This window comes from Maritimibacter harenae (assembly GCF_009882975.1).
In the GTDB taxonomy this organism is placed as follows: Bacteria; Pseudomonadota; Alphaproteobacteria; order Rhodobacterales; family Rhodobacteraceae; genus Maritimibacter; species Maritimibacter harenae.
This window is the reverse complement of record NZ_WTUX01000010.1, coordinates 232,367-258,239: the sequence shown is the minus strand read 5'-3', so window position 1 is coordinate 258,239 and position 25,873 is coordinate 232,367. Positions and strand designations below refer to the sequence as shown.

General features: G+C 66.9%; 25 protein-coding genes. 8 read left to right on the top strand and 17 right to left on the bottom strand.

The genetic code is table 11. The annotated features are described in order from the left end of the window. Positions 1–5: 5 nt before the first annotated feature. From hpaD to GQE99_RS05555, 4 genes are all read right to left on the bottom strand, one after another. A complete protein-coding gene (gene hpaD / locus GQE99_RS05570; RefSeq protein ID WP_161350600.1) occupies positions 6–860 on the bottom strand; it encodes a 3,4-dihydroxyphenylacetate 2,3-dioxygenase in 855 nt (284 codons plus the stop codon). Between the two features lie 24 nt (positions 861–884). Further along, complete coding sequence (hpaE, locus tag GQE99_RS05565; protein WP_161350599.1) at positions 885–2,396, bottom strand: 5-carboxymethyl-2-hydroxymuconate semialdehyde dehydrogenase; 1,512 nt, start codon at positions 2,394–2,396, stop codon at positions 885–887. Between the two features lie 3 nt (positions 2,397–2,399). Beyond that, complete coding sequence (locus tag GQE99_RS05560; protein WP_161350598.1) at positions 2,400–2,795, bottom strand: 5-carboxymethyl-2-hydroxymuconate Delta-isomerase; 396 nt, start codon at positions 2,793–2,795, stop codon at positions 2,400–2,402. A gap of 85 nt (positions 2,796–2,880) precedes the next feature. Then, positions 2,881–4,068, bottom strand: a complete 1,188-nt coding sequence (locus tag GQE99_RS05555) for an EAL domain-containing protein (protein WP_161350597.1) — start codon at positions 4,066–4,068, stop codon at positions 2,881–2,883. Positions 4,069–4,226: 158 nt separating this feature from the next. Between GQE99_RS05555 and GQE99_RS05550 the strand changes: the two genes are divergently transcribed. Both GQE99_RS05550 and GQE99_RS05545 read left to right on the top strand, forming a co-directional pair. Beyond that, positions 4,227–4,679 carry a YcgN family cysteine cluster protein gene (locus GQE99_RS05550; RefSeq protein ID WP_161350596.1) on the top strand — a complete coding sequence of 151 codons (453 nt, stop codon included), beginning with the start codon at positions 4,227–4,229 and terminating at the stop codon, positions 4,677–4,679. Continuing rightward, positions 4,679–5,728, top strand: coding sequence for a threonine aldolase family protein (locus GQE99_RS05545; protein ID WP_161350595.1), 1,050 nt, complete (start codon positions 4,679–4,681; stop codon positions 5,726–5,728). Before GQE99_RS05550 ends, GQE99_RS05545 begins: the two co-directional genes overlap by 1 nt. Here GQE99_RS05545 and GQE99_RS05540 read toward each other — a convergent pair whose 3' ends face one another. Together GQE99_RS05540 and GQE99_RS05535 are read right to left on the bottom strand one after the other, a co-directional pair. Further along, positions 5,729–6,547: an alpha/beta fold hydrolase gene (locus GQE99_RS05540; protein ID WP_161350594.1), complete on the bottom strand. Its 819-nt coding sequence runs from the start codon at positions 6,545–6,547 to the stop codon at positions 5,729–5,731. Continuing rightward, positions 6,547–7,146: a 2-hydroxychromene-2-carboxylate isomerase gene (locus GQE99_RS05535; RefSeq protein WP_161350593.1), complete on the bottom strand. Its 600-nt coding sequence runs from the start codon at positions 7,144–7,146 to the stop codon at positions 6,547–6,549. Before GQE99_RS05535 ends, GQE99_RS05540 begins: the two co-directional genes overlap by 1 nt. Positions 7,147–7,251: 105 nt before the next feature. Between GQE99_RS05535 and GQE99_RS05530 the strand changes: the two genes are divergently transcribed. Continuing rightward, positions 7,252–8,265 carry a ribose-phosphate pyrophosphokinase gene (locus tag GQE99_RS05530; RefSeq protein ID WP_161350592.1) on the top strand — a complete coding sequence of 338 codons (1,014 nt, stop codon included), beginning with the start codon at positions 7,252–7,254 and terminating at the stop codon, positions 8,263–8,265. Between the two features lie 15 nt (positions 8,266–8,280). On the opposite strand, the gene GQE99_RS05525 is transcribed toward GQE99_RS05530, so the two are convergent. From GQE99_RS05525 to GQE99_RS05490, 8 genes are all read right to left on the bottom strand, one after another. Further along, positions 8,281–8,631, bottom strand: a complete 351-nt coding sequence (locus tag GQE99_RS05525) for an H-type lectin domain-containing protein (RefSeq protein ID WP_235917117.1) — start codon at positions 8,629–8,631, stop codon at positions 8,281–8,283. A 65-nt stretch (positions 8,632–8,696) separates the two neighbouring features. Beyond that, positions 8,697–9,917: an MFS transporter gene (locus GQE99_RS05520; RefSeq protein WP_161350591.1), complete on the bottom strand. Its 1,221-nt coding sequence runs from the start codon at positions 9,915–9,917 to the stop codon at positions 8,697–8,699. Between the two features lie 187 nt (positions 9,918–10,104). Beyond that, on the bottom strand, positions 10,105–10,518 hold the full coding sequence (locus tag GQE99_RS05515) for a F0F1 ATP synthase subunit epsilon (RefSeq protein ID WP_161350590.1): 414 nt from the start codon (positions 10,516–10,518) through the stop codon (positions 10,105–10,107). A gap of 51 nt (positions 10,519–10,569) precedes the next feature. Beyond that, complete coding sequence (gene atpD / locus GQE99_RS05510) at positions 10,570–11,994, bottom strand: F0F1 ATP synthase subunit beta (protein WP_161350589.1); 1,425 nt, start codon at positions 11,992–11,994, stop codon at positions 10,570–10,572. An 18-nt stretch (positions 11,995–12,012) separates the two neighbouring features. Further along, positions 12,013–12,894: a F0F1 ATP synthase subunit gamma gene (locus tag GQE99_RS05505; RefSeq protein ID WP_161350588.1), complete on the bottom strand. Its 882-nt coding sequence runs from the start codon at positions 12,892–12,894 to the stop codon at positions 12,013–12,015. A 29-nt stretch (positions 12,895–12,923) separates the two neighbouring features. Further along, positions 12,924–14,462, bottom strand: a complete 1,539-nt coding sequence (gene atpA / locus GQE99_RS05500; RefSeq protein ID WP_161350587.1) for a F0F1 ATP synthase subunit alpha — start codon at positions 14,460–14,462, stop codon at positions 12,924–12,926. A 2-nt stretch (positions 14,463–14,464) separates the two neighbouring features. Next, a complete protein-coding gene (locus GQE99_RS05495) occupies positions 14,465–15,025 on the bottom strand; it encodes a F0F1 ATP synthase subunit delta (protein ID WP_161350586.1) in 561 nt (186 codons plus the stop codon). Positions 15,026–15,273: 248 nt separating this feature from the next. Further along, positions 15,274–16,059 (bottom strand): class I SAM-dependent methyltransferase, encoded by a 786-nt coding sequence (locus GQE99_RS05490; RefSeq protein ID WP_161350585.1) that lies wholly within the window; start codon positions 16,057–16,059, stop codon positions 15,274–15,276. Between the two features lie 88 nt (positions 16,060–16,147). Here GQE99_RS05490 and gloB point away from each other — a divergent pair, with 88 nt between their 5' ends. The 4 genes from gloB (at position 16,148) to GQE99_RS05470 (ending at position 21,109) form a co-directional block, all read left to right on the top strand. Next, entirely contained in the window at positions 16,148–16,915 is a 768-nt protein-coding gene (gloB, locus tag GQE99_RS05485; protein WP_161350584.1) for a hydroxyacylglutathione hydrolase, read from the top strand. A 154-nt stretch (positions 16,916–17,069) separates the two neighbouring features. Further along, positions 17,070–19,394 carry an ATP-dependent Clp protease ATP-binding subunit ClpA gene (gene clpA / locus GQE99_RS05480; protein ID WP_161350583.1) on the top strand — a complete coding sequence of 775 codons (2,325 nt, stop codon included), beginning with the start codon at positions 17,070–17,072 and terminating at the stop codon, positions 19,392–19,394. Between the two features lie 110 nt (positions 19,395–19,504). Next, on the top strand, positions 19,505–20,104 hold the full coding sequence (locus GQE99_RS05475) for a 2-hydroxychromene-2-carboxylate isomerase (RefSeq protein ID WP_161350582.1): 600 nt from the start codon (positions 19,505–19,507) through the stop codon (positions 20,102–20,104). A gap of 30 nt (positions 20,105–20,134) precedes the next feature. After that, entirely contained in the window at positions 20,135–21,109 is a 975-nt protein-coding gene (locus GQE99_RS05470; RefSeq protein ID WP_161350581.1) for a M23 family metallopeptidase, read from the top strand. A 3-nt stretch (positions 21,110–21,112) separates the two neighbouring features. Here GQE99_RS05470 and GQE99_RS05465 read toward each other — a convergent pair whose 3' ends face one another. From GQE99_RS05465 to GQE99_RS05455, 3 genes are all read right to left on the bottom strand, one after another. Next, positions 21,113–23,008 carry a peptidoglycan -binding protein gene (locus GQE99_RS05465; protein ID WP_161350580.1) on the bottom strand — a complete coding sequence of 632 codons (1,896 nt, stop codon included), beginning with the start codon at positions 23,006–23,008 and terminating at the stop codon, positions 21,113–21,115. Further along, positions 23,009–24,172: a biopolymer transporter ExbB gene (locus GQE99_RS05460; protein ID WP_161350579.1), complete on the bottom strand. Its 1,164-nt coding sequence runs from the start codon at positions 24,170–24,172 to the stop codon at positions 23,009–23,011. Positions 24,173–24,254: 82 nt separating this feature from the next. Continuing rightward, positions 24,255–24,788: a gamma-glutamylcyclotransferase gene (locus tag GQE99_RS05455; RefSeq protein WP_202530586.1), complete on the bottom strand. Its 534-nt coding sequence runs from the start codon at positions 24,786–24,788 to the stop codon at positions 24,255–24,257. Positions 24,789–24,847: 59 nt separating this feature from the next. Between GQE99_RS05455 and GQE99_RS05450 the strand changes: the two genes are divergently transcribed. Further along, complete coding sequence (locus GQE99_RS05450) at positions 24,848–25,864, top strand: DUF2125 domain-containing protein (RefSeq protein WP_161350578.1); 1,017 nt, start codon at positions 24,848–24,850, stop codon at positions 25,862–25,864. The last annotated feature ends 9 nt before the right edge of the window (positions 25,865–25,873 follow it).

The window sequence follows — 25,873 nt, the reverse complement described above, 5'->3', positions numbered from 1 at the left end:
CGGTCTTACTGGACGGGGAATATCACGTTGGTCTGGCCGGTGCCCGAGGACGGGAAGTACTCGGTCACCACTTCGCATTTGCCGGTGTAGCTGTCCCAGCCCAATGCGCCGTAGAGCATCGCGGTGTCGTGCATCGACCCTTCCCCGGAGCAATGGACGGCGTAGTCGCCCAGCATCTTCAGAAAGGTCGCATGATCGCCGCGCTGCCACATGTCGAGCACCATGAGGTCGACCTGCCGGTTGAACTCGGAGCTGATCGTGAAGGTGCCGTTGTTCGGGGCATAGTCCTTGTTCGACCAGATCTTGTGGCTGAGGCTGCCGGAGGCGACCAGCAGCACCTTGTCGTCGCTGGCCTCCACCGCCTTGCGGATCGCCTCGCCCAGCACGCGGGACTCGTCGTGGTCGTGGACCGTGCAGAAGGCGGCGATCGAGACGACCTTCATCTCGTGTTCCCGGCTCATGAAGGACAGCGGCACCAGCGTGCCGTATTCCAGGTCGAGACTGTCGAGGTGGTGGGCCAGCGTGTAGACCCCCATTTCGCTCGCCGTCTCTGCGATCGCGTCGCCCAGCGCCGGGTTGCCCTCGTGGGAATACGGCATGTCGCGGATGAATTGCGGGAACTCGGACGAGGTCAGCAGCCCCTCGAACCTGTCGTTCGCGTTGACGTGGAAGCCCGCGTTGACCAGCCAGTGCGTGTCGCAGATCACCACCGTGTCGGCACCCAGCGCCTTGGCCCTGCGCGCGATCTCGTAGTGCCCGTCGATGGCCGCCTGGCGCATGCCTTTCACCGGCCCGTCCTGCTCCGACATCTGCATCGTCGGAACGTGGGTCATCTTGGCCGCGAGTACGATCTCACCCATGTCTTTCCTCCTCGGGTCGGCGCCTCACCCGCCGAGTTTCGGGATCTTGTGTGTCGCGCGCGGGAAACTGACGTTCACCGTCTCCATGTAGAAGTCGAAGGACCAGTCGCCGCCATCCCTCCCGATGCCGGAGGATTTGACGCCGCCGAAGGGCGTGGGCAGGTGACGGATGTTTTCCGAGTTCACCCACATCATCCCCGCTTCGAGTTCGTCGGTCATGCGCATCGCGCGGCCGAGGTCGTTGGTCCAGAGATAGGCGGACAGGCCATATTGCACGTCATTGGCGAGCGTGAGCGCCTCGTCCTCGTCCTTGAACGGGATGGCCGTCAGGACCGGGCCGAAAATCTCTTCCTGCGCGATGGTCATGTCGTTGGTCGCGTGGGTGAAGAGCGTGGGGGCCACGAAGCAGCCTGCATCGCCCACCTTCTCGCCCCCGGCTGCGATGGTCGCGCCTTCGGCGCGGGCCTTGTCGAAATAGGACAGGACCTTCTCCTCGTGCTCCGGATGGATGAGCGGCCCGACCACCGTTTCGGGGTCGAGCGGATGGCCCACCTTGATGCGCTTGGCCACCTCGGCCACTTTCGCCGTGAACTCGTCATAGATCGTGTCCTGCACCAGGAGCCGCGAGGACGAGGTGCAGCGCTCACCGTTCAGCGAGTAGATCATGAAGGTCGCCGCATCGACGGCACGTTCGAGGTCGGCGTCGTCGAACACGATGACCGGGTTCTTGCCCCCGAGCTCGAAATGCACGCGCTTGAGCGTCGCGGCGCCCTGCGCCATGATCATCGACCCGGTGCGGCTTTCACCGACGAAGGCGATCGCCTTGATGTCCGAGTGCTCCGTCAGCCGTTTGCCGGCGTCCTCGCCCATCCCGTTGACCACGTTCAGCACGCCCTTGGGCAGACCAGCTTCCTCCGCGATCTCGACCAGCAGCTTGGCGGTCATCGGCGAGAACTCGGCCGGTTTGTGCACCACGGTGCAGCCGGCGGCGAGCGCGGGGGCGATCTTCCACGTCGACAGCATGAACGGCGTGTTCCACGGGGTGATCACGCCCACCGGCCCGATCGGACGGCGGCTTGTCGTGTTCATCTGCGTCGGCGTGCGCGTCACCTCGCCGTCCTCGGCGCCGGGCGCCTGGTCGGCGAAGTAGCGGAAGTTGGCCGCGCCGCGAATGGCGGCCTTCGACATGAACCGCAGCGCCTGGCCCGTGTCCATGCATTCGGTGAAGGCGATCTCGTCCGCGCTCGCCTCGATCGCCTCGGCGACCTTGATCAGGATCCTGCGACGCTCGGCGCCCGGCGTTTTCGACCAGGTCGGAAACGCAGCCTTGGCCGCCGCCGCCGCGCGGTCGATATCCTCGGCGCCGCTTTTCGCGACCTTGGCGAGCGCGGCTCCGTCGACCGGGCTGATCGTCTCCATCTGCGCGCCCGAGAGCGCCGGGACGTTTTCGCCGTCGATATGGTTCATCACGCCGTCCGCGCGGAAACGGGCGATGAAGCCCTCGGCCCTGGCGATGTTGTCTTCAAGAGCGCTCATGTCTCACTCCGTCTTGCGGCCCGACAGGCGGGCATGAATGGGGGTGTCCTTCCAGCTCAGCGACGGGTCGATGACCCGGATCTCGAGCGAGAGGGCGAAATGTTCGGTGGCTAGTGGCCCGGCCAGCGCGGATTTTGCCGCGGCGAAGATCACGTCACCGGCCGCCTTCAGCGCCTCCGTGGTGCGCCCGGCCCCGACGGCGAGCGTGAGGGCGCCGAAATCGTTGTCGTCCAACCCGTCGGCCACGACGGCATGGTCGGCGGCATGGGCGCGCACCCGGATGCCCGCGAGGGGAAAGATGCCGGTATCGATCATCGCCGCGTGAAGTGCCCGGCAAAGGGCCGCGATGTCGGCACGGTCGGCCAGTCCCCGCGAATATTCGATGCTCAGATGCGCCATGTGTCCTCCTGATATTGCTTAACATGTTAAATTTATGCGCAACTGTCAACACCTCCGGGGCGCGGCCCCGCGCAACGGCGGATTTTCAAGCGATATCAGGCGTGTCGCCGGAGGTCCGACTGCCGCGGGGCGCGCCGACATGGAAGCCCTGCACGTAACGCACGCCGATGGCCCGCAGCGCGTCGAGCTGCTCGGTCCGCTCGATTCCCTCGGTCACGAGGAGCGTGCCCGTCTCGTCGCAGTAGCGCTGCAGGAAGCGAAACAGGGCCAGCGCCTCGGGATCGGTGTCGACGCGGGCGGAGAGCTGCGCGTCGATCTTGAGCACGTCGGGCTTGAGGTCGAGGATATGGCGCAGGGAGGTATAGCCGGACCCCGCGTCGTCGATGGCAAGGCTGACACCCGCCGCCCGCAACCGTTCCACGACCGCGCCGAGGGCGCGGTAGTCGCTGACCGGCTCGTGTTCGGTCAGCTCCACCGTCAGCCCAGGCTCGGCCTCTTCGGACAGGAATTCCGTGAAGGCTTCCGAGTGCAGGGTCGTCTCCGACAGGTTGATCGCAATCCCCGCCCCGTCGGGCCAGTCGCGCCCCGCCCGCAGGATCGCCCGCGCGAAGGCCAGTTCGAGCGCAGGGCCGGCGCCGACCGCGTGCGCCTCGGCCAACAGCTGCGGCACGTCCGTTTCGAGGCTGTCGTCGAGACGCGTCAGCCCCTCTCGGTAGATGACGCTGCCGGTGTCGAGATCCCGGACCGGCTGGAACACCGCCCGGAAGAGCCCCGCCTGGATCACGTGCATGATCATGCCGCGCACCTGCTGGGCCATGAGTTCTTCGTGGCGGAGGATGTCGAGGATCACCTCGATCACGCGTGCGGCCTCTTTCAGGACCGGGGCCGCGTCTGTCCGGTCGCCAATCCCGCCCAGGACCCCGAAGAGCGCGCCGCCGGGCAGGGCAACGGGCACGCCTTGGGCAGCGGCAAATGGCGGCGGTCGGGCGACGGTGTCCGCATGGACCTGGCCCGCGAACAGGTCGCCGTGGCGCAGGGCGGTCGAGACGACGACGGGGCAATCCTGTGCCGGGCGGATGTCGCCGGGCCGGAGCGCGGGCCCCGATGACGGCGCGGCCGAGATCGCCTCCACCCGCCGCTCACCGCCGGCGACCCGTGCGATGAACACGGTCTCGAACCCGAGCGCCCGCCGGATCCGTTCCAGGTGCAGGTCAAGCTGGGCACGAACGCCTGCGGCGACCTGCTGGTGTCTTGAAGATCGGGCGGTCAGCATGCGTTTCTGCTCCTGGCGCCACATTACACAACCTGTGCGTTATCACAATGATTCTTGCAGCTTAAGGTTGTTTCTCGTTGCCAGGCGCCCTTGCGTCAACCTGCTCACCGCAAAGCTGCGCTCTTTTCATTCCCCGCCCGCTGGGCGAGGGTCCGCGGATGGCGACTCGACTACGCAAATCATTCTGGACCCTGCCCCTTGGCGACCTCACACCCGAGGAGTGGGAAGCGTTGTGCGACGGCTGTGGCAAGTGCTGCCTCAACAAGCTCGAGGACGAGGAGACCGGCGAGGTCGCCTTCACCCGCGTGGCCTGCCGCCTTCTGGACAACGACACCTGCCGCTGCTCGCAATACGACATCCGGCTGCACTTCGTCCCCGAATGTATCGTGCTCACGCCGGAGACGATGGCGGACGTGGCCTATTTCATGCCCGCGACCTGCGCCTATCGCCTGCGCCACGAAGGCAAACCGCTCCACGACTGGCACCCGCTGATCTCAGGCCACCCGGACAGCGTTCACAAGGCGGGCGTGTCGGTGCGCGGCTGGACCGTGCCGGAGTTCGAGATCGCCGAAGACGAGTGGGAAGATTACCTGATCGAAGAGGACCTGTGATGCATTTCGCCTCGGACAATGCCGGACCCGTTCACCCCAAGGTGTTGGAGGCGCTCGCCGCCGCCAACGAGGGCCATGTCGGCAGTTACGGCGCCGATCCCGTGACCGCAGAAGCCGTCGCGCGCATCCGCGAAATCTTCGAGGCGCCGGAGGCGTCGGTCCATTTCGTGGCCACCGGGACGGCGGCGAACGTGCTGTCGCTCGCCAGCTATGCGCAGCCCTATCACACGGTCTTCTGCAGCGACGTGGCCCATATCCACGAAGACGAATGCAATGCGCCAGAGTTCTACACCGGCGGCGCGAAGCTCACCCTCGTGCCGACCGAGGACGGGCGGATGACGGCCTCGGCCCTGCGCGAGACGATCGCGGCCGAAGAAAGCCGTGGTGTTCACGGGCCCCAGCGCGGCCCCGTCTCGATCACCCAGATTACCGAGCGCGGCACGCTCTACAGCCGCGGCGACCTGACCGCGCTGTGCGAAGTGGCCAAGGATTTCGGCCTGCCGGTCCACATGGACGGTGCACGCTTCGCGAATGCGCTGGTCGATCTTGATTGCACGCCCGCCGAGATGACGTGGAAGGCCGGAGTCGACGTGGTCAGCTTCGGCGGCACCAAGAACGGGCTCATGGGGGCCGAGGCGGTGGTCTTCTTCGACCCCGCGAAGGCCTGGGAATTCGAGCTTCGGCGCAAGCGCGGCGGGCACCTGTTCTCCAAGCACCGTTACCTGGCCGCCCAGATGAACGCCTATCTCGAAGAAGACCTGTGGCTGGAGCTTGCGCGTGCGGCGAACGGGGCGCGGGAACTGCTCCAGGCCGGGCTTTCGGGGATGAACGACGTGTCCTTCGCCTACGAGCCATCGGGCAACATGATGTTCCCCACCTTCACCGCGGGCGACCACCGGCGCCTGTTCGAGGCGGGGGCGGTCTACCACATCTGGGGCGGAACGCTGGACGGGGCGGCCGACGAAGCGCGGCTGACAGCGCGGCTCGTCTGCGACTGGTCGACGGGCCCCGAGGCGGTCGACCACTTCCTCGACACCCTGCGCGGCTGATCAGACCTTCAGGAACGCGGCGATCTCGCCGGCCACGTTGGTCGGGTGGGTCCGCGGCACCATGTGATCCGATCCCGCCACGACCACGCGCTGCGCCTGCGGGATGCGCGCGGCCAGCGCTTCGTGCACGGCCCGGATGCCGGTGGGCGGGTTGCCGCTTTCCAGCAGCATCACGGGCTGGCTGATCCGTTCCAGCCGACCGGGGGCCAGCATTCCGGCGGTGTCGTCGAAGGTGGCGGGGCTTTCCTGTACGACGATGTCGATCATCTCCGCCCGGCGCGCCTGCCGGTCGGGCGACAGCCGGTCGAACGGCAGGCCCGGGTTGGTCACGTCGTGAAAGAGCCGCGCGGCCCCGATCCGGTCACCCGCCGCGATCTGCGCGCGCAGGGTCTCCATCATCCCCCGCGCCTGCGCGTACTCCTCCGTCCCCTTGATGGCGGCGAAGAACACCGGTTCGATCAGCGTCAGGCTGCGCACGTGGTCCGGCCAGTCGAGCGCAAGGCGCAGCGCCACCGTGGCGCCGTAGCTGTGACCGATCACGTCGGCGCGCCGCTCGATCAGCCGGCCGGCGATCTCGGTGTTGAGGTCGTGCAAAGCCTTCCCGTCGTCGCCCCCGGTCCAGAGACCGGAGCGTCCGTGCCCGGGCCGGTCGAAGGCGGTCATGGAAAGCCGGTCGAGCAGCGCGGCCTCGACCCCGGTCCAGATGCCGCTGTGCCCCAGCGTGCAATGGATGAAGAGCGCCCGGCGCACGCCGGAGCCCATCGTTTCCACGTGAACCAGGTGATCTGCGATGCGTTGGCGCGGCGAACCGCTGTCCATCACAGCTCACCCTTGAAGTGCAGCTCCAGATCCTCGAGCCGGTCCTGTCCCCAGAACAGCGCCTCGCCGTCTACGACCCAGCTGGGTGCGCCGAAGACGCCGTCGGCCACGGCCTCCTCGAGGTTGCGGGCATAGGTCTCGGCCCCGGTAAGAAGCCCGCTGTCGGCAAGCTTCGGATCGAACCCGGCGGCCGAAAGGCAATCGCGGATCACGTCATCCTGCGCGATGTCCCGCTCCTCGGCCCAGCAGGCCGCGAGCAGCCGCTCCACCAGCCCCAACACGTCGCCCCCGCCCGCCGCCTGCGCGGCGATGATGGCATAGGACGAGGGCGCGGCATTGGTCGGGAAATGCGCGGGCTTCACGTTGATCGGAAGCCCGGCCTTCTTGGCCTGCCGCTCGAGGTCGACCAGTCGATAGGCCTGACGCGACGGGTGGCGTTCGGGCAGCGGCAGGCCGCCGGTGCGAGGAAACAGGCCGATGATGTCGAAGGGCTTCATCACGATCTCGGCGCCCTGCTCTTCGACGATCCGTCGCAGCCGGGGGCCGGCGATGTAGGTGTACGGTGAAATCGTGCTGAAATAATACGCGATCGTCGTCATGTCGACTTCTCCCCATCCCACGGTGGCCATGAACCTAGCCCGGTGCTAAGCGAAGTCAACGCGACCAGTCGCGATTCTGTTACATGGACAGCCGGGGAAATCTCCATGCCTGCGATCACCGAACCCAAGCTCATCTCGGGAAATGCCAACCTGCAACTTGCCGAGGCCGTGGCCCGACGGATGTCCATCCATCGCGGATCACAGGTCAAACTGGTCGAAGCGCGGGTCGAGCGGTTCAACGACGCGGAGGTTTTCGTCGAAGTGCACGAAAACGTGCGCGGCGAGGACATGTTCATCATCCAGTCGACCTCGCGGCCCGCGAACGACAACCTGATGGAACTGCTCATCATCGCCGACACGCTGCGCCGCTCGTCGGCGGGCCGGATCACGGCCGTGATCCCCTACTTCGGCTACGCCCGGCAGGACCGGCGCACCAAGGCGCGCACGCCGATCAGTGCCAAGCTGGTGGCCAACATGATCAGCCAGGCCGGGATCGAGCGGGTCCTAACGATGGACCTGCACGCGACGCAGATCCAGGGCTTCTTCGACATGCCGGTCGACAACCTCTATGCCAGCCCGGTCTTCGCGCTCGACGTGAAGCACCATTTCAAGGACTGCATGGACGACGTGATGGTCATCTCGCCCGACGTGGGTGGCGTGGCCCGCGCCCGTGAGCTGGCCAAGCGGATCGAAGCGCCGCTCGCCATCGTGGACAAGCGCCGCGAGAAGGCGGGCGAAGTGGCCGAAATGACCGTGATCGGCGACGTGACCGGCAAGCGCTGCATCATCGTCGACGACATCTGCGACACGGCCGGCACCCTGTGCAAGGCCGCGGATGTGCTGATGGAAAGCGGCGCGCAGGAGGTGCACGCCTATATCACCCACGGGGTCATGTCGAACCCGGCGGTTGAACGCGTCACGGCCTCGAAGCTCAAGAGCCTCGTGCTGACCGACTCGATCGCCCCCACGCCCGAGGTCGCGGCCGCGCCGAACATCCGCATCGTGCCGATGGCGCCGATCTTCGCGCAGGCGATCCTGAACATCTGGGGCGGTACCTCGGTGTCGTCGCTGTTCGAGCACGAAACGCTCCAGCCGCTCTACGAGACCTATTACTCCTGATCTCCAAGACGACGGCTAGGGCACATCCCAGTCGTCGTCGTCCGCCACCTCGCCGAAGGCCATCCAGTCGGCCCGCGCGCGGGCGACCTTCGTGTCGCCCCAGGTGTGGAACACGATCTCGAAATCCGTCTCGGTCACGTTGTCCGACGAGATGTCGACCCGCGTGTTGGCGTCGTTGGCGACGTCCAGCATCGACATGCCGACCATCACGACGGGGGGCGTGACGAAACGCTCCGAAAACGTGATCAACACGCGGATGTCGCGGTGCCCCTCCCCCGCCCACATCGCGCCGTCGTTGGCGAAATCCGAAAAGAGCAATTGCGACCCGCGGTCGATCCCCATCCGGTGCGTTCTGATCCGCCACATGTCGGAACCCTGCCTGTCCTGTCGTTGCTGCCGAAGTCGAACCTGCCCGAAAGCGGCGCCCGGCATCAAGCCTTGGTGGCCGGCAAGGGCCCCGCGCGGAGCCGGCCCACCACCGGCAGCAGGAGCAGCATCAGCACGCCCGCGAAGAGGAACGGGGCCCCGGGGAGGCGGATCGCGGCGTCGGGGCCGGAGAACTGGCGAAAGAGCGGGGTCATCACCAGCGGCGCAAAGACCGCGGCGAGCGAGCCCAGCGAGGCGATGACACCCTGCAACACGCCCTGCCGGTCCTCGGCCGTGGCGTTCGACATCATCGCGGTCATGGTCGGCGGCGCCATGTCGGACAGGCAGGCGATCGGCAGGACCACCGCCACCATCCACGGCGCGCCGATGACGCCGAAGGCCAGCGCCGCGACCGCGCCGGTGGCGAGCGCGAAGACCATGACACGGAAGTCGCTGGTTCGTTTGAGGAGCGCGGGCATCAGCACGCCCTGGGTCAGTGCCACGCCCACGCCGTAGGCCGCGAGCGTGAGGCCGATCATCGCCGCCGACCAGCCGAAGGCCGCCCTACCCCAGAACGCCCAGAGCGTCGGGTAGACCATGTTCGCGAACTCGAACACGAAGAGGCAGGCCAGCGGCAGGGCCAACGCCGGCAGGCGGAAGGCATCGCGGATCGCGCCGAACGGGTTCAGGTCTCCCCGGGTAAAGGCGCGCCGCTTCCCGGGCGCGAGGCTTTCGGGCAGGACGGCCAGGCCGAACCCCACGTTCGCGGCTGACAAGGCGGCGGCGACCCAGAAGGGCGCGGAAACGCTGATCCCCGCGAGAAGCCCGCCCAAGGCCGGGCCCAGCACGAAGCCGATGCCGAAGGTCCCGCCGATCAGGCCGAAGTTCGCCGCCCGCTCCCCGGGCGGAGAGATATCGGCGAGGTAGGCGGTCGCGGTGATGTAGGTCGCCCCGGCCACCCCGGCGAGCAGCCGGCCCACGAGGAGGAGCCAGAAGCTCGTCGCGAGCGCCATGATCGCGTAATCGACGGCCAGCGTCGCGAGCGCCACCAGCAACACCGGCTTGCGCCCGATCGCGTCCGAGATGCCGCCGACCGCCGGGGCGCAGAGGAATTGGGTCGCAGCGTAGGCGGCCATCAGGATACCACCCAGCACCGCCCCGTTCGACGCGCCGCCTGCGCCGACACGGTCCATCAGGTCCGGCATCAGCGGAAAGATCAGGCCGATCCCGATCGCGTCGATCAGGATGGTTGCCAGGATGAAGAGAAGCGGGCGGCGGGCGGTCATGGCCATTGCTAAGGCGCGCCCGCGTTTCGATCAATGACGTTCGCGACGGGCGAAAACCGGCGGTTTGACCGGAAATCCACGCAGGCTTCGGACGCGATGCCCGGCTGAGCCATTGGCCACCGCACAAAAAAAGGCCCCGCATCCGAAGATGCAGGGCCCCACTGTCCCCCGGTTGTCCGGGTTCTTGTCAGCTTTGCTTGGCCTGGAGTCCCAGCTCGGCCGCCACGAGGGCGATGTCGCCGACCTGCTTGGACAGCTCGTCGACCATCTCCGGCGAGGCGTTGTCGCGCGCGGCAACGGCGGAGGCCACGAACTCGTCGATGACGTCTTGGGTCACTTCGCCCGCGGGCATCGCACGCTCGGCCAGGACGCTGGTGCCGTCCGGCGTGACCTCGGCGAACCCGCCGGTCACGACGAACTTCTCTTCGCCGCCCGCGCCCTGCACGGTCACGATGCCGGGACGCAGCGTGGCGATGGTCGGCGCGTGGCTCACCATCGCCGTGAAATCGCCGTCGGCGCCGGGGATCTGCACCGCGCTGGCCTCGGTCGAGGTCAGGCGGCGCTCCGGCGACACCAGGTCGAATTGCATCATGTCAGCCATGTTTGTCTCCTGATCGGAGCCGCCCCCCGCCCGTGGGCGGGGGAAGACCGATTACGCAGCTTCGGAGGCCATCTTCTCGGCCTTGGCGATCACCTCGTCGATGCCGCCGACCATGTAGAAGGCGCCTTCCGGCAGGTGGTCGTACTCGCCGGCGACGACGGCCTTGAACGACTTGATCGTGTCCTCGAGCGGAACCTGCACACCGTCCGAGCCGGTGAACACTTTCGCCACGTCGAAGGGCTGCGAAAGGAAACGCTGGATCTTCCGGGCACGGGCCACGGTCAGCTTGTCCTCTTCCGACAGTTCGTCCATGCCGAGAATGGCGATGATGTCCTGCAGCGACTTGTAGCGCTGAAGGATACCCTGGACGTCACGGGCGACCTGGTAGTGCTCCTCGCCGATCACCAGCGGGTCCATGAGACGCGAGGTGGAGTCGAGCGGGTCCACGGCCGGGTAGATGCCGAGTTCCGAAATCGCACGGTTGAGAACCGTGGTCGCGTCGAGGTGGGCGAAGGTCGTGGCCGGCGCCGGGTCGGTAAGGTCGTCCGCGGGCACGTACACGGCCTGGATCGAGGTGATCGAGCCGTTCTTGGTCGAGGTGATGCGTTCCTGCATCGCGCCCATGTCGGTGGCCAGCGTCGGCTGGTAGCCCACGGCCGAGGGAATACGACCCAGAAGCGCCGACATTTCCGAACCCGCCTGGGTGAAGCGGAAGATGTTGTCGACGAAGAACAGAACGTCGGTGCCGGTGGCGTCGCGGAACTGCTCGGCCAGCGTCAGGCCGGTCAGGGCGATCCGGGCACGCGCACCCGGCGGCTCGTTCATCTGGCCGTAGACCAGGGCGATCTTCGAGTCCGGCAGGTTGTCCGGGGTCAGAACGCCGGATTCGATCATCTCGTGGTAGAGGTCGTTGCCCTCACGGGTCCGCTCACCCACGCCGGCGAACACGGACAGGCCCGAGTGCACCTTCGCGATGTTGTTGATGAGTTCCTGAATGAGAACGGTCTTGCCCACGCCAGCACCACCGAAGAGGCCGATCTTGCCGCCCTTCGAGTAGGGGGCGAGCAGGTCGATGACCTTGATGCCGGTGACGAGGATTTCGGCCTCGGTGGCCTGTTCGTCGAAGTCCGGCGCGTCAGCGTGGATCGGACGATATTCGTCGGCTTCCACCGGGCCCTTTTCGTCGACCGGGTCGCCGGTGACGTTGAGGATGCGGCCCAGCGTGGCGGTGCCGACCGGAACCGAGATCGGCGCGCCGGTGTCGGTCACTTCGTGGCCGCGCACGAGACCTTCGGTGGCGTCCATCGCGATGGCGCGCACGGTGTTTTCACCCAGGTGCTGCGCCACTTCGAGGACCAGACGGTTGCCATTGTTGTCGGTTTCCAGTGCGTTCAGGATCGCCGGAAGGTGATCCTCGAACTGCACGTCGACCACGGCGCCGATGACCTGGGTCACTTTGCCTTTTGCGTTTGCCATTACGTTTCTCCGGTTCCCTTAGAGCGCCTCGGCGCCCGAAATAATCTCGATCAGTTCGTTGGTGATGACGGCCTGACGCGAGCGGTTGTACTCGATCGTGAGCTTGTCGATCATCTCGCCCGCGTTGCGGGTGGCGTTGTCCATCGCGGACATCCGCGCGCCCTGTTCGGACGCCGAGTTCTCGAGCAGCGCCGAGAAGATCGCGGTCGACACGCCCTGCGGCAGGAGGGTGGCGAGCACCTCTTCTTCCGACGGTTCGTAGTCGTAGACGTAGCCCGTTTCCGCGCCCTCGGTTTCGACGTCGTCGAACTTGGCGGGGATGATCTGGTTCTCGGTCGGCACCTGCGTCACCACGTTCTCGAACGTGTTGAAGAAGATGGTGGCGACATCGAACTCGCCCGCTTCATAGCGGTTGATCAGGTCACTCGCGATGTCCTGCGCGTTCGGGTAGCCGATGTTCTTGACCTCGGACAGGTCCACGTGGGCGACGAAGAGGTCTTCGTAGTCACGCTTGAGCTGTTCGCGGCCCTTCTTGCCGACGGTCATGATCTTGACCGTCTTGCCGGATTCGAGCAGCGCCGCGATCCGGGTCTTCGCAAGCTTCACGATCGACGAGTTGAAGCCACCGCACAGGCCGCGCTCGGCGGTCATGACGACCACCAGCTGGACGTTGTCCGAGCCCGTGCCACGCAGCAGAAGCGGAGCCGCGTCCGATCCGGACGCCGCCTTGGCCAGCCCCGCGAGAACGGCGTTGAACCGTTCCGTGTAGGGGCGCGAGGCCTCGGCCGCTTCCTGGGCACGGCGAAGCTTGGCCGCCGCGACCATCTGCATGGCCTTGGTGATCTTCCGCGTCGACTTGACGCTGTCGATCCTGTTTTTCAGGTCCTTAAGACTTGGCATTGCCAGCCTCCTCTCAGATCACCAGGGAATTACGCGAAACCTTTGGCGTACTCGTCCAGCGCGGCACGGACTTTCTCTTCGAGCTCGTCCTTCACCTTGCGGTCGTTGTTGGTGATGTCGTCGAGAAGATCCTGGTGCTTGGAGCGCAGGTGGTTGAGCAGGCCCTGCTCGAAGCGCGCCACGTCCTTGATCGCGACCTTGTCGAGGTAGCCCTGCGTACCGGCGAAGATGACGCAGACGATCTCGGCGTTGGTGAGCGGCGAGTACTGCGGCTGCTTCATGAGCTCGGTCAGGCGGGCACCACGGTTCAGCAGCTGCTGGGTGGCCTGGTCCAGGTCGGAGCCGAACTGGGCGAAGGCCGCCATCTCGCGGTACTGGGCGAGCGACAGTTTCACCGGACCGGCGACCGAGGACATGGCCTTGGTCTGGGCCGACGACCCCACGCGCGACACCGACAGGCCGGTGTTCACGGCCGGGCGGATGCCCTGGTAGAAGAGTTCGGTTTCCAGGAAGATCTGGCCGTCGGTGATCGAGATCACGTTGGTCGGAATGAACGCCGACACGTCGCCGCCCTGGGTTTCGATGATCGGCAGAGCGGTCAGCGAACCGGAGCCGTTGTCCTCGTTCATCTTGGCCGAGCGCTCCAGCAGGCGGGAGTGCAGGTAGAACACGTCGCCCGGGTAGGCTTCACGCCCCGGCGGACGGCGCAGGAGCAGCGACATCTGGCGGTAGGCCACCGCCTGCTTGGAGAGGTCATCGTAGACCATGAGCGCGTGACGGCCGTTGTCGCGGAAGAATTCGCCCATCGCGGTCGCGGTGTAGGGGGCGAGGTACTGCATCGGTGCCGGGTCGGACGCGGTCGCGGCCACGACGATCGAGTATTCGATCGCGCCGGTTTCCTCGAGCTTCTTCACCAGCTGGGCAACGGTCGAACGCTTCTGGCCCACGGCGACGTAGACACAGTAGAGCTTCTTCGATTCATCGTCGCCGGCAGCGTCGTTGTAGGTCTTCTGGTTCAGGATCGCGTCGAGCGCCACGGCGGTCTTGCCGGTCTGGCGGTCGCCGATGATCAGCTCACGCTGACCACGGCCGATCGGGATCATGGCGTCGACGGACTTGAGGCCGGTCGCCATCGGCTCGTGCACCGATTTACGCGGGATGATGCCCGGCGCCTTCACGTCGGCGACGGCGCGCTCTTTCGCCTCGATCGGACCCTTGCCGTCGATCGGGTTGCCCAGCGCGTCGACGACGCGGCCCAGGAGCGCGTCACCCACCGGCACGTCCACGATCGAGTTCGTGCGCTTGACGGTGTCGCCTTCCTTGATGTCGCGGTCCGAGCCGAAGATCACGACGCCGACGTTGTCGGCTTCGAGGTTCAGCGCCATCCCCCGGATGCCACCGGGGAATTCGACCATTTCACCGGCCTGGACGTTGTCGAGGCCGTAGACCCGCGCAATACCGTCACCGACGGACAGCACGTGACCCACTTCGGCCACTTGGGCCTCCTGGCCAAAGTTCTTGATCTGGTCCTTGAGGATCGCAGAGATTTCGGCTGCTTGGATACCCATTCTTATCCGACCTCTTTCATGGAATTCTGGAGTGCGTTCAGGCGCGATGCGATCGAGCTGTCGATCATCTTCGAACCCACTTTGACGATGAGACCACCGATGAGGCTTTCATCGACGGCCACGTTGATCTTCACGTCCTTGCCGACCGACGCCTTGAGCGCCTTGGCAAGCTTGTCCTGCTGGGCCTTGGTCATGGACTTGGCCGCGGTCACTTCCGCGACCACCTCGCCCTTGTCCTCGGAGATCATCTCGCGCAGGCGGGCGATCAGCTGCGGCAGGATGAACAGGCGGCGCTTCTGGGCCATCACGCCCAGGACACCGGTCATCTGCGAGCTCAGCCCCATCTTGGCGGCAAGCGCCTTGATCGCCGCGGCCTGTTCGTCCCGACCGTAGATCGGAGAATCCACCAGGCGGGCGAAGTCCGTGCTGTCGGCATAAGCGGCGTCGAGCTGGTCGATGTCCTTCTCGACATCCGCAAGTTTCTTGTCATCCTTGGCCAGTTCAAAAACGGCCGTGGCATAACGCTGGGCAATCCCAGAAGTGATCGAAGCTGGTTCGGACACGTCCACCCTTCCGATGTCTTTAGCCCCATCCTTTGGCTGCATGCGCAGTCAGGGGCGGCCTCTCGATGCCGCGCTTTCGCGAGCGATCTGAAATTCGGCGTGGGTCTAGCAGAGCAATCCCAAGCCCGCAATACGCATGAGCCGGTTTTGCGCCAACATATGGGACATTGGCGAAACGGGGTCGGAAATGTTGTATCGGGGGCGCTGCATTGCACCACGGCGCCCCTTTTTCGGGCAGCGTCGGACCCCTAGGTGCGGGTCGTTCCGAATCCCCCCGAGACACGCCCAGCTTGCCGTCCCGGCTCCGGCGCGCCAAGCCCCCCAAGCACGCCCAGCGGTCGCTTCACCGCCTGCGGCAGCCCCGGCCGGTTCTGCCCGCGCACCTGCTTGGAGACCTCGACGAGCAGCACGCCCCCCGCCATGCGCGGGGCCCCCTGCCCGATCCTCTCCCACATCGGCCCGGTCTTGAGCCAGAACCGCTTGTGCGACGGCGGCTGGTAGAGCGCGGCCGAGTGACGTTCGATCGCGAAGCCGTGGTCGCGCAGCTGATGCTCGAGCTGGCCGGTGGTATAGGGCCGGCCGTAGCCGAAGGGCGTATTGTCCGACCGCGACCAAAGCCCCGCGCGGTTCGGCACGATGAAAAGCGCGCGCCCCCCGGGGCCAAGGACCCGGTAGGCCTCATCGAGAAGCGCGGGCGCGTTGGTGGAGGTTTCGAGTCCGTGCATCATCACGAGCTTGTCGACCACGCCCGTGTCGATCGGCCAGAGGAGCTCCTCGCACAGGACCGACACGTTGGGCATCCCCGACGGCCAGGCCATCACGCCCTGGGGCGCGGGCATCAGCCCGATCACCCGGCGCGCATCCGGCAGGAAGGGGCGCAGGAGCGGCACCGCGAACCCGAACCCGACGACCGTCTGGCCCTTGGTCGAGGTCGACCAGAGCCGGCAGACCTCGCCCCGGATATTCTTCTGCGCCACCCGCCCGAGGGCGGATCGGTAATAGAAGGCCCGGAGATCCTGCGCGTCCAGATGCATGGTCGCACGTTAGAGCATTCATGCGCCGTGGGAAGGGGGCAAAACGCCCCTTGAGCCTGCGAAGCCCCCACCCCATATTGGTCCCGATATGACGCTCGACCTCGTGACCATCCCCTGCCGCGCCGACAATTACGCCTTCCTCGTGCATGACACGGAAAGCGGCGACACGGCCCTGTTCGACGCGCCCGAAACCGCGCCGATCAAGGCGGAGCTGGACCGGCGCGGCTGGACGCTGACCGATCTTTTCATCACCCACCATCACGGCGACCACGTGGAAGGGGTGGATGATCTGCGCGCCGCCTATGGCTGCCGCGTGATCGGGGCGAAACACGATGCAGAGCGCCTGCCGAAGCTCGACGTCGCGGTCGAGCCCGGCGACACCGCGACCTTCTCGGGCCACGAGGTGGACGTGATGGCCGCCGACGGGCACACGATCGGGCATGTCGCCTATTACATGGCCGACGCGAAGGCCGCCTTCACCGGCGACAGCCTGATGGCGCTTGGCTGCGGGCGGTTGTTCGAGGGCACGCCGGAGCAGATGTGGGACACGCTGTCGCGTCTTATGGCGCTTCCGGACGAAACCGTGATATGCTCGGGTCATGAATACACGACGGCGAACGCGAAATTCGCCCTGACGGTGGAGCCGCAGAACGCCGATCTCATCCGTCGCGCCGAAGATACCGACGCGATGCGCGCACGCGGTGAATTCACCGTACCCTCGCTTCTCGCGCTCGAGAAAGCGACCAACCCGTTCCTGCGGGCGGGACAGCCGGAAACCAAGAAGGCCGTCGACATGGAGAACGACGGCGACGCCGAGGTTTTCGCCGCGATCCGCCGCGCCAAGGACAATTTCTAGGCCATCGGGCAACGATCACCGCTGTGTGAGCGTCTTCTGTCCAGAAAACACTTGAAGAAGCGCCCCGAAAACCGAACCTTAAGAGTATGAGGCCACGGTCGAGACGGACGGGCCCGCCTGTCCCCCCGACCCCCGGAAACGAGGAGTGAACCACTTGCCATCCTTTTCCAACACGCTTGAACAGGCCATCCATGCCGCGCTCGCTCATGCCAATGAACGACAGCATGAGCTGGCCACGCTGGAACACCTGCTTCTGGCCTTGATCGACGAGCCCGACGCGGCGCGCGTGATGAAGGCATGCAGCGTGGATCTGGAAGACCTCCGGGGCACGTTGATCAAGTACATCGACGAAGAACTTTCGGCCTTCGAAACCAACATCGAAGGCTCCGAAGCCGTGCCGACGGCCGCCTTCCAGCGCGTGATCCAGCGCGCGGCGATCCACGTGCAATCCTCGGGCCGCACCGAGGTCACGGGGGCAAACGTGCTCGTCGCGATCTTCGCGGAGCGCGAATCCAACGCCGCCTACTTCCTGCAGGAGCAGGACATGACGCGCTACGACGCGGTGAACTACATCGCGCATGGCGTCGCCAAGGATCCCTCCTACGGCGAAACCCGGCCCGTCTCGGGAACGCCGGACTTCGAGGAAGCGACCAACGAGGCCGCGGACGAGGAAGCCAAGGATTCGGCGCTGGCCAAGTACTGCGTCGACCTGAACGCCAAGGCGCGCGAGGGCGACATCGACCCGCTGATCGGCCGCGACCACGAGGTCGAGCGCTGCATCCAGGTGCTTTGCCGCCGCCGCAAGAACAACCCGCTGCTCGTGGGCGATCCCGGCGTGGGCAAGACCGCCATCGCTGAAGGCCTGGCCAAGAAGATCGAACAGGGCGAGACCCCGGAAGTCCTGTCCAAGACGACGATCTTCTCGCTCGACATGGGCGCGCTGCTTGCGGGCACGCGGTATCGCGGTGACTTCGAGGAGCGCCTGAAAGCTGTCGTGTCGGAGCTGGAGAACCACCCCGACGCCGTGCTCTTCATCGACGAGATCCACACGGTGATCGGTGCCGGCGCCACCTCCGGCGGCGCGATGGACGCCTCCAACCTCCTGAAGCCCGCGCTTCAGGGCGGCAAGCTGCGCTGCATGGGGTCGACGACCTACAAGGAGTTCCGCCAGCACTTCGAGAAGGACCGCGCGCTCAGCCGCCGGTTCCAGAAGATCGACGTGAACGAACCGACGGTCGATGACACCGTGAAGATCCTCAAGGGCCTCAAGCCCTATTTCGAGGAGCATCACGCGATCAAGTACACCAACGACGCGATCAAGACCGCGGTGGAGCTTTCGGACCGTTACATCAACGACCGCAAGCTGCCGGACAAGGCCATCGACGTGATCGACGAGGCGGGCGCGGCCCAGCACCTCGTCGCTGCCTCGAAGCGCCGCAAGTCCATCGGCACGAAGGAGATCGAGGCGATCATCGCCAAGATCGCCCGCATCCCGCCGAAGAACGTGTCGAAGGATGACCAGGAGGTGCTGCGCGACCTCGAGGGTTCGCTCAAGCGCGTGGTCTTCGGGCAGGACGACGCCATCGTGGCCCTGTCCTCGGCGATCAAGCTCAGCCGCGCGGGCCTGCGCGATCCGGAGAAGCCGATCGGCAACTACCTGTTCGCCGGCCCCACCGGCGTCGGCAAGACCGAGGTGGCGCGTCAGCTGGCCGACCAGCTGGGGGTCGAACTGCTGCGCTTCGACATGTCGGAATACATGGAGAAGCACGCGGTCTCGCGCCTGATCGGTGCGCCTCCGGGCTATGTCGGCTTCGACCAGGGCGGCCTGCTGACCGACGGCGTGGACCAGCATCCGCACTGCGTGCTGCTGCTCGACGAGATCGAGAAGGCCCACCCGGACGTGTTCAACATCCTGCTCCAGGTCATGGATCACGGCAGCCTGACCGACCACAACGGTCGCACGGTGAACTTCCGCAACGTGATCCTGATCATGACCTCCAACGCGGGGGCAACGGAGCTGGCCAAGACCGCGATCGGCTTCGGCCGCGACCGGCGCGAGGGCGAGGATACGGCGGCGATCGAACGCACGTTCACGCCGGAATTCCGCAACCGCCTGGACGCCGTGATCAGCTTCGCGCCGCTCGGCAAGGAGATCATCACGCGGGTGGTCGAGAAGTTCGTGCTTCAGCTCGAAGCGCAGCTCATGGACCGCAACGTGGCGATCGAACTCACCCCGGCGGCCGCGGAATGGCTGGCGGAGAAGGGCTACGACGACAAGATGGGTGCGCGCCCGCTGGGCCGCGTGATCCAGGAGCACATCAAGAAGCCGCTGGCGGAAGAGCTGCTCTTCGGCAAGCTCGCCAAGGGCGGCGTGGTTCAGGTCGGCGTGAAGGACGGCGAGATCGACCTGCGGATCGAGGAGCCGGGCAGCCCGCGTATCGCGAGCCGCAAGAAGCCGCCGCTTCTGACCGCCGACTGATCGGCCCCTGACAAGAAAACGAAAGACCGGCCCTCGGGCCGGTCTTTTTTCTTTTTCGGCCCTGTGCGCCTGCCGTGTTAGTCTGCCGCGCAACACGCGCGGGGGACGACATGCAACCCATCGACTTCTGGTACTCCATCGGGTCCACCTACAGCTACCTGACCGTGATGCGCCTGCCCGACGTGGCGCGCGCGGCCGGCGTGACCTTCCGATGGCGCCCGTTCAACGTGCGCTACGTCATGACCGAGCAGAACAACATCCCCTTCAAGGACAAGCCCGTGAAGGCGGCCTACATGTGGCGCGACATCGCGCGGCGCGCGGCGCGCTACGGGCTCGAACCCGACCTGCCGGCCGCCTATCCGCTTCAGGGGCTCGAACTGGCCAACCAGGTCGCCATTCTCGGGGTCGAGGAAGGCTGGGTCGAGGAATACACGCGCGCGGCCTACCAGCTCTGGTTCGAGGAAGACGAACCGGCCGGGCAGGAGCCGAACCTCACGCTCGCGCTGACAAAAGTCGGGGTCGACCCCGCGCGCGCCCTGACCGACGCGCGCACGCCGCGCATCATCGACCGCCTGGCGCACGAGACCGCGGAGGCGATGAAGCTGGGCGTGTTCGGCGCGCCGACCTTCGTGGTCGAGGGCGAGGTGTTCTGGGGCGACGACCGGCTCGAGGACGCGATCGACTGGGCGCTGAACCCCTCCCCCGCTTGATCCGGCCGGGCGCCCGCCTATGCTTGGACCATGCGCCTGCTCCTGCCTGCCCTGATGCTTGCCGCTGCGCCGGCGACGGCCCGCGACCCGATCCTGTCCCTGCCCGTCGACTGCACGCTCGGCGACGATTGCTTCATCCTGCAATACGCCGATGCGGACCCGGGCCGCGGGGCGGCGGACTACACCTGCGGACCGATGTCCTACGACGGACACAAGGGCACTGATTTCGCGGTGCCGAGCTTCGCGGCGATGGCGGAGGGTGTCGACGTGATCGCCGCCGCCCCCGGCGTGGTGCGGGGACAGCGCGACGGAATGCCCGACACCGGCGCCGACGACACCCCGGCCGAGCTGCTCACGGGCCGCGAATGCGGCAATGGCGTCGTGATCGACCACGGCGGCGGGTGGGAGACGCAGTATTGCCACATGAAGCAGGGCAGCATCACGGTCGAGGCAGGGCAGCGCGTGCCGATGGGCAAGGTGCTGGGTCAGATCGGGTTTTCCGGCCGGACGCAATACCCGCATCTCCACCTGGCCGTGCGCGAGGACGGGCGCGTTGTCGATCCGTTCAACACCGACGAACTCGCGGTCTGCGGCGAGGATGACGGGCCCGAAGACGACCTGTGGTCCGACAGTCCGCCTTATCGCGGCGGCGGGCTGGTCGCGGTCGGTGTGTCCCCCGGCGTCCCGGAATACGACGCGATCAAGGCCGGGCGCGAAGGCGTCGAGAGCCTGCCACCCGATGCCGCCGCACTCGTCGCCTGGGGCTTCGCTTTCGGCGGGCAGGCGGGCGATGCGCTCCAGATCACCATCAAACGGCCCGACGGCAGCACGATGGTTGACGGGCGCCAGGCGGTCGATCGCCAGCAGGTCCTGTTCTTCCGCGCCGCCGGTCGGCGCCAGCCCGATGGCGGCTGGAGCCCGGGCGAGTACGACATCAGCGTCAGCCATTGGCGCGGCGACACGCTGCTCGATCAGCGCGACACGACGGTGACGGTGCGCGAGTAGCGCCTACTTCTCGGTCAGCTTGAGTTCGATACGCCGGTTGGCCGCCAGCGCCTCGTCGCTGTCGCCCTCGGCGATCGGCTGGTACTCCCCGAAGCCCGCGGCGACGAGCCGGTCGGGCGGGAAACCCAGGTCGTCCTGCATGAAACGCACAACGGACAGCGCGCGCGCCTGGCTGAGTTCCCAGTTGTCGGCGTATTCGGCGTTGCCACGGAAGGGCTGGTTGTCGGTATGGCCATCGACCCGCAGGATCCAGTCGATCTCGTCGGGGATTTCCGAGGCCACGTCCATCAGGATGGCCGAAACCCGCGCGATCTGATCGCGCCCCGCCGCCGACAGGTCCGCTTCGCCGACCGGGAACAGGACCTCGGAGGAGAAGACGAAGCGGTCGCCTTCGATCCGGACGCCCTCCCGGTCGCCCAGGATGCGGCGCAGCTTGCCGAAGAATTCGGAGCGGTAGGTCTCGAGCTCCTGCGCTTCGGCCGAGAGACGCTCGGCCTCGCGCCGGAGCCGTTCGGCCTCGGCCGCCTCGAGCTCGGCCCGGCGGCGCTGTTCCTCGGCCAGGATTTCCTCGTTCTGGGCCAGCGCCCGCTGTTCGGCGGCGACCTGCGCCAGCGCCGTGTTGAGCCGCGAGCCCAGCGATTCGATCTGGACCTGCGCCTCGGCCTCGCGCGCTTCGGCCTCGCCCAGCGTGGCCTCGAGGTTGCCCAGCTGCGTGCGCAGCGCCTGAAGTTGTTCGTTGAGCAGCGCCACCCGCCGCTGTGCCTCGGCGCTCTGGGCCTCTTCCTGCTCGAGCGCGTTGTTGGCGGTGGCAAGCAGGGCCGCCTGCCGGTCGGCCTCCGACAGCGCCTGGTCGCGGGCGGCGGCGAGCTCTTCCTGCGAGGTGCGCGCGGCGGCGAGAAGCGTGAGCGTGTCCTCGGCCCGCTTGCGCTGCGCCTCGAGCGCCATCGCCATCGCGGTCAGCTCCGCATCCGCGTTCTTCAAACGCTCGCGCAGCGCGTCGAGTGCGGCGGCATCGGCGAGCCGCGCGGCTTCCTCGTCGGTGAGTTCCTCCTGCACGCGCTCGGCGCGCGCCTGCGCGTCCTCGGCCTGCTGGCGTGCATCCGCGAGCTCCTCGGCCTGGCCTTCGATGGTCGCCTGCGCCGATTGCAGCGCCTCTTCCTGTTCGCTTATACGCGCTTCGGCGCTGGAAAGCGCGGCATCGGCCGCGTCGGTCTCGGCGCGCAGGTCGGCCAGCAGCGCCTCGACGGCTTCGCGGCGGGCGGCGGCGAGCCGGGCCGCCTCGGCCTCGGCATCGACCTCTTCGCGCGCTTGCGCGAGGGCGATCTGGAGCGCTTCCTTTTCGGAGATGAGCTGCGCCTGCGCGGCCTCGAGGTCCTCGACGTTCGCGATCAGCGCGGCGGTGCGCGATTGCGCCGCGTCGAGCTCGTCCTGCGCGGTGTCCAGCTCGTCGCGCGCCGTGTCACGTTGCGCAAGAGCGGTGTCGCGGGCAGCCAGCAGGCTTGCCACCTGGTCCTCGAAACTGGCGATCTGGTACTGGTAGCCGGCGATGCGGGCGGCCTGTTCCTCGGTCTCGGTGGTCAGTTCGTTGATCCGGGCGCGCTGCGCGGCGTTCTCCGTGCGCATGTCGCCGAGCGTGGCGGTAAGGCTGCCCAGCTCCTGCCCCAGCGCGGCCGCGCGCTGCCGTTCGAGCCCCAGCGCGTCGGCCAGGTCGGACACCTGAGCCGAGAGATTGTCGAGTTCGGTCGCCTGCCCGGTCAGCTGTTCGCGAAGGACGAACTGCACCACCATGAAGATGGTCAACACGAACATCAGGACGAGCAGAAGCGCGGTCATCGCGTCCACGAAGCCGGGCCAGATCGTGCCCGACACGTTGCGCACGGATCGCCGCGCGAGCGCCATCTACTCGCCTCCCAGCGCGCGGATCGCCCTGGTCAACGCGTTGATGTCGGTGCGGAGTTCCGCCATCGTTTCCTGCCGGCCGGCGGACATTTCTTCGAGGATACGCAGAAGCTGCACGTCGATCGAGCGCAGGCGCATCCGGGCCTCGGCATCGTCGTTCGGCTCGGCCGGGGTGCCGGGCTGCGGCTGGTTCTCCATCAGCGCGATCATCCGGTCCTGGCCCTCGGCCAGGCGCCCGAGCTGGGGCGTGATATCGGGCTGCTCGCCCATGTTGCGCGCCAGCCGGTCGACGCCGTCGACGAGCTGCCAGAGCCGCGCATCCGTCGTCGCGCGCCCATCCTCGGCCATCGCGATCGAGTGTCTCAGCCCGTCGATCTGCTCGGCCATGTGCATGAGGTAGTCGTTGATCCCGACGTCACCCTGCTGGTCGTCCCCCGGGGCGAAGCCCAGCTTGGTGATCGAGGACAACCATTCCTCGAGCTCGCGGTAGAACCGGTTCTGCCCGTGGGACGCGAAGAGCTCCAGAAGCCCGACGACCAGCGAGCCGGCCAGCCCGAGAAGCGACGAGGAGAACGCGGTGCCCATGCCGCCCAGCTGCGCCTCGAGCCCGGTCATCAGGCGGTCGAAGACCTCGACACCTGCTTCGCCCTCGGACGGCGCGAGCGAGCGGATCGTCTCGACCACCGCCGGGACGGTGGTGGCCAGGCCGAAGAACGTGCCCAGCAGACCGAGGAAGATCAGCAGGTTGGTGATGTAGCGCGTGATGTCGCGCTCTTCGTCGATGCGTGTCGCGACGGAGTCGAGGATCGAGCGCGCCGAGGACGCCCCGATCTGCATCCGCGCCCCGCGCGACCGCAGAAGCGAGGCCAGGGGCGCGAGCAGCCGGGGCGCGCCCCGGTCGGTGTGCACGCCCGTCGCGAAGCCCTTGATCCAGCCCACCGAGTTGGCGATCTGGAGCACCTGCCAGAAACAGGCCAGGAGGCCGATGACGAAGACCAGCCCGATGAAGGCGTTGAGATACAGGTTGGCGAGGAAGACCGGCAGCACCTGCGGCAACGCGAAGAACACGCCGACGCCAACGAGCCCCAGCACGATGAGCATCGTGAGGATCTGACGCAAAGGTCGCGTGAATTTCGGCTCGGCCCCGTGATCCGGCGTGTCCATGCGGACGGGCTCCTTCCGGACATGTTGTTTTGCCCGGAACGTTAATGGCTGCTGGCCGGGGTCACAAGGAACGAATGGCCGATCAGGCCGTGATCCGGCGCACTTCGCGGGCCAGCCAGGAGAGTTCCGGGTCCTCGATCCCCAGTTCGGTCAGGTGATCGGCGGTGTTGTAGAGATACTCGGTGTTCGGGCCGCGCCCGCCCACCGCGCCCGCGATGATGCTGGCCTGCTCTTCAAGGTCGAGGTGACAGTATTGCACGTGTTCGGGGTCGATGACGTAGGACACGGCCTCGACCCGGCGCCCGTCGACAAGATCGACCGGCAGGACTTTCTCGACATAGGCCGAGGAGATCAGCTCGCGTTCGCGCAGGGCCACCATCGTCGGGTCGTGGTGCTCGGGGTGGACACGAAAGGCGATGCCCCGGCAGCTGGCCCCGGGCTGTTCGTCGAGCGCGAGCACCAATCCCGGCCGCGCATCGGTCCCGCGATGGTGGATCGAGCGCATGCAGAACGACCGGTGGAATCCGGGCAGCGTCGCCTGCACCTGTTCGACATGGGGAAAGCCCTGGTTCCACAGGAGCGAACCGTAGCCAAAGACCCACAGGTCGGTATCCATCGCGCTTTTCCTCGCTCACCCTCCGGACTAGAAGGGGGGACCGTATCAGAGAGGTCATCATGCGCAAGGCTCCCCAGATCATCATCGCCGTGATCGTGCTCATCGCCCTCGGCTGGGGCGGGTACTGGTTCATCGGCGCGACCGCGATGGAGCGGGTGCTGGCCGCGTGGTTCGACGACCGCGCGGCGGAGGGTTGGACGGCGGAGTACGACACGCTCGACACCGCGGGCTTTCCCAACCGGTTCGACACCACGATCACCGGGCTGAACATGGCCGACCCGGAGACCGGCATCGCTTGGTCGGCGCCGCAGTTCCAGATCCTGTCGCTCAGCTACCGCCCGACCGAGGTCATCGCGGTGCTGCCGGGCGACCAGGTCTTCGCCACGCGCGAGGCGCGGCACGCGATCTCGGCCGAGAGCTTCCGCGCCTCGGCGGTGCTGGAACCCAGCATCGAACTGCCGATCCAGCGCAGCGTGATCGAAATCGAAGACGCGCTGATCGTGGACGACGCGGGCAAAGAGACGGGGATCGCCGAGGCCCAGGTCGCGATGCGTGAAACGCCGGGGCGGCAGGGGCACGTCTACGACTTCGACGTGGCGGCCTCCGGCATCCGGCCGGACCCCGCATTCGCGGAAAACGCCCGCGCCTCGGGTGCGCTGTCGGACACGATCGACCGGTTGCACGTGAGCGCCACGGTGCGCTTCGACAATCCCTGGGACCGGCTGGCCATCGAACGCGCCCGGCCGCAACCGCGCGAGATCGAACTGACCGAGGTGGCGATGCAATGGGGCGCGCTGGAGCTCGACGCCAGCGGCGTGCTGGTCGTGGGGGCGGATGGCGTTGCCGAGGGCACGGTCGACATCGAGGCGCAGCGTTGGCGCGAGATGATCGAGGTGGCCCGGGCCGCCGGTGCCATGTCCGAGACGATGGCCGGGGCCCTGTCGCGGGCGGGCGACATGCTGGCTCGGGTGTCCGGCAATCCCGACCGGCTGGACGGCACGTTGCGGTTCGAGAACGGCCGCGCCTTCCTTGGCCCGATCCCCATCGGCCCAGCGCCGGTCATCCGGCTGCCCTGAGCGTTCACG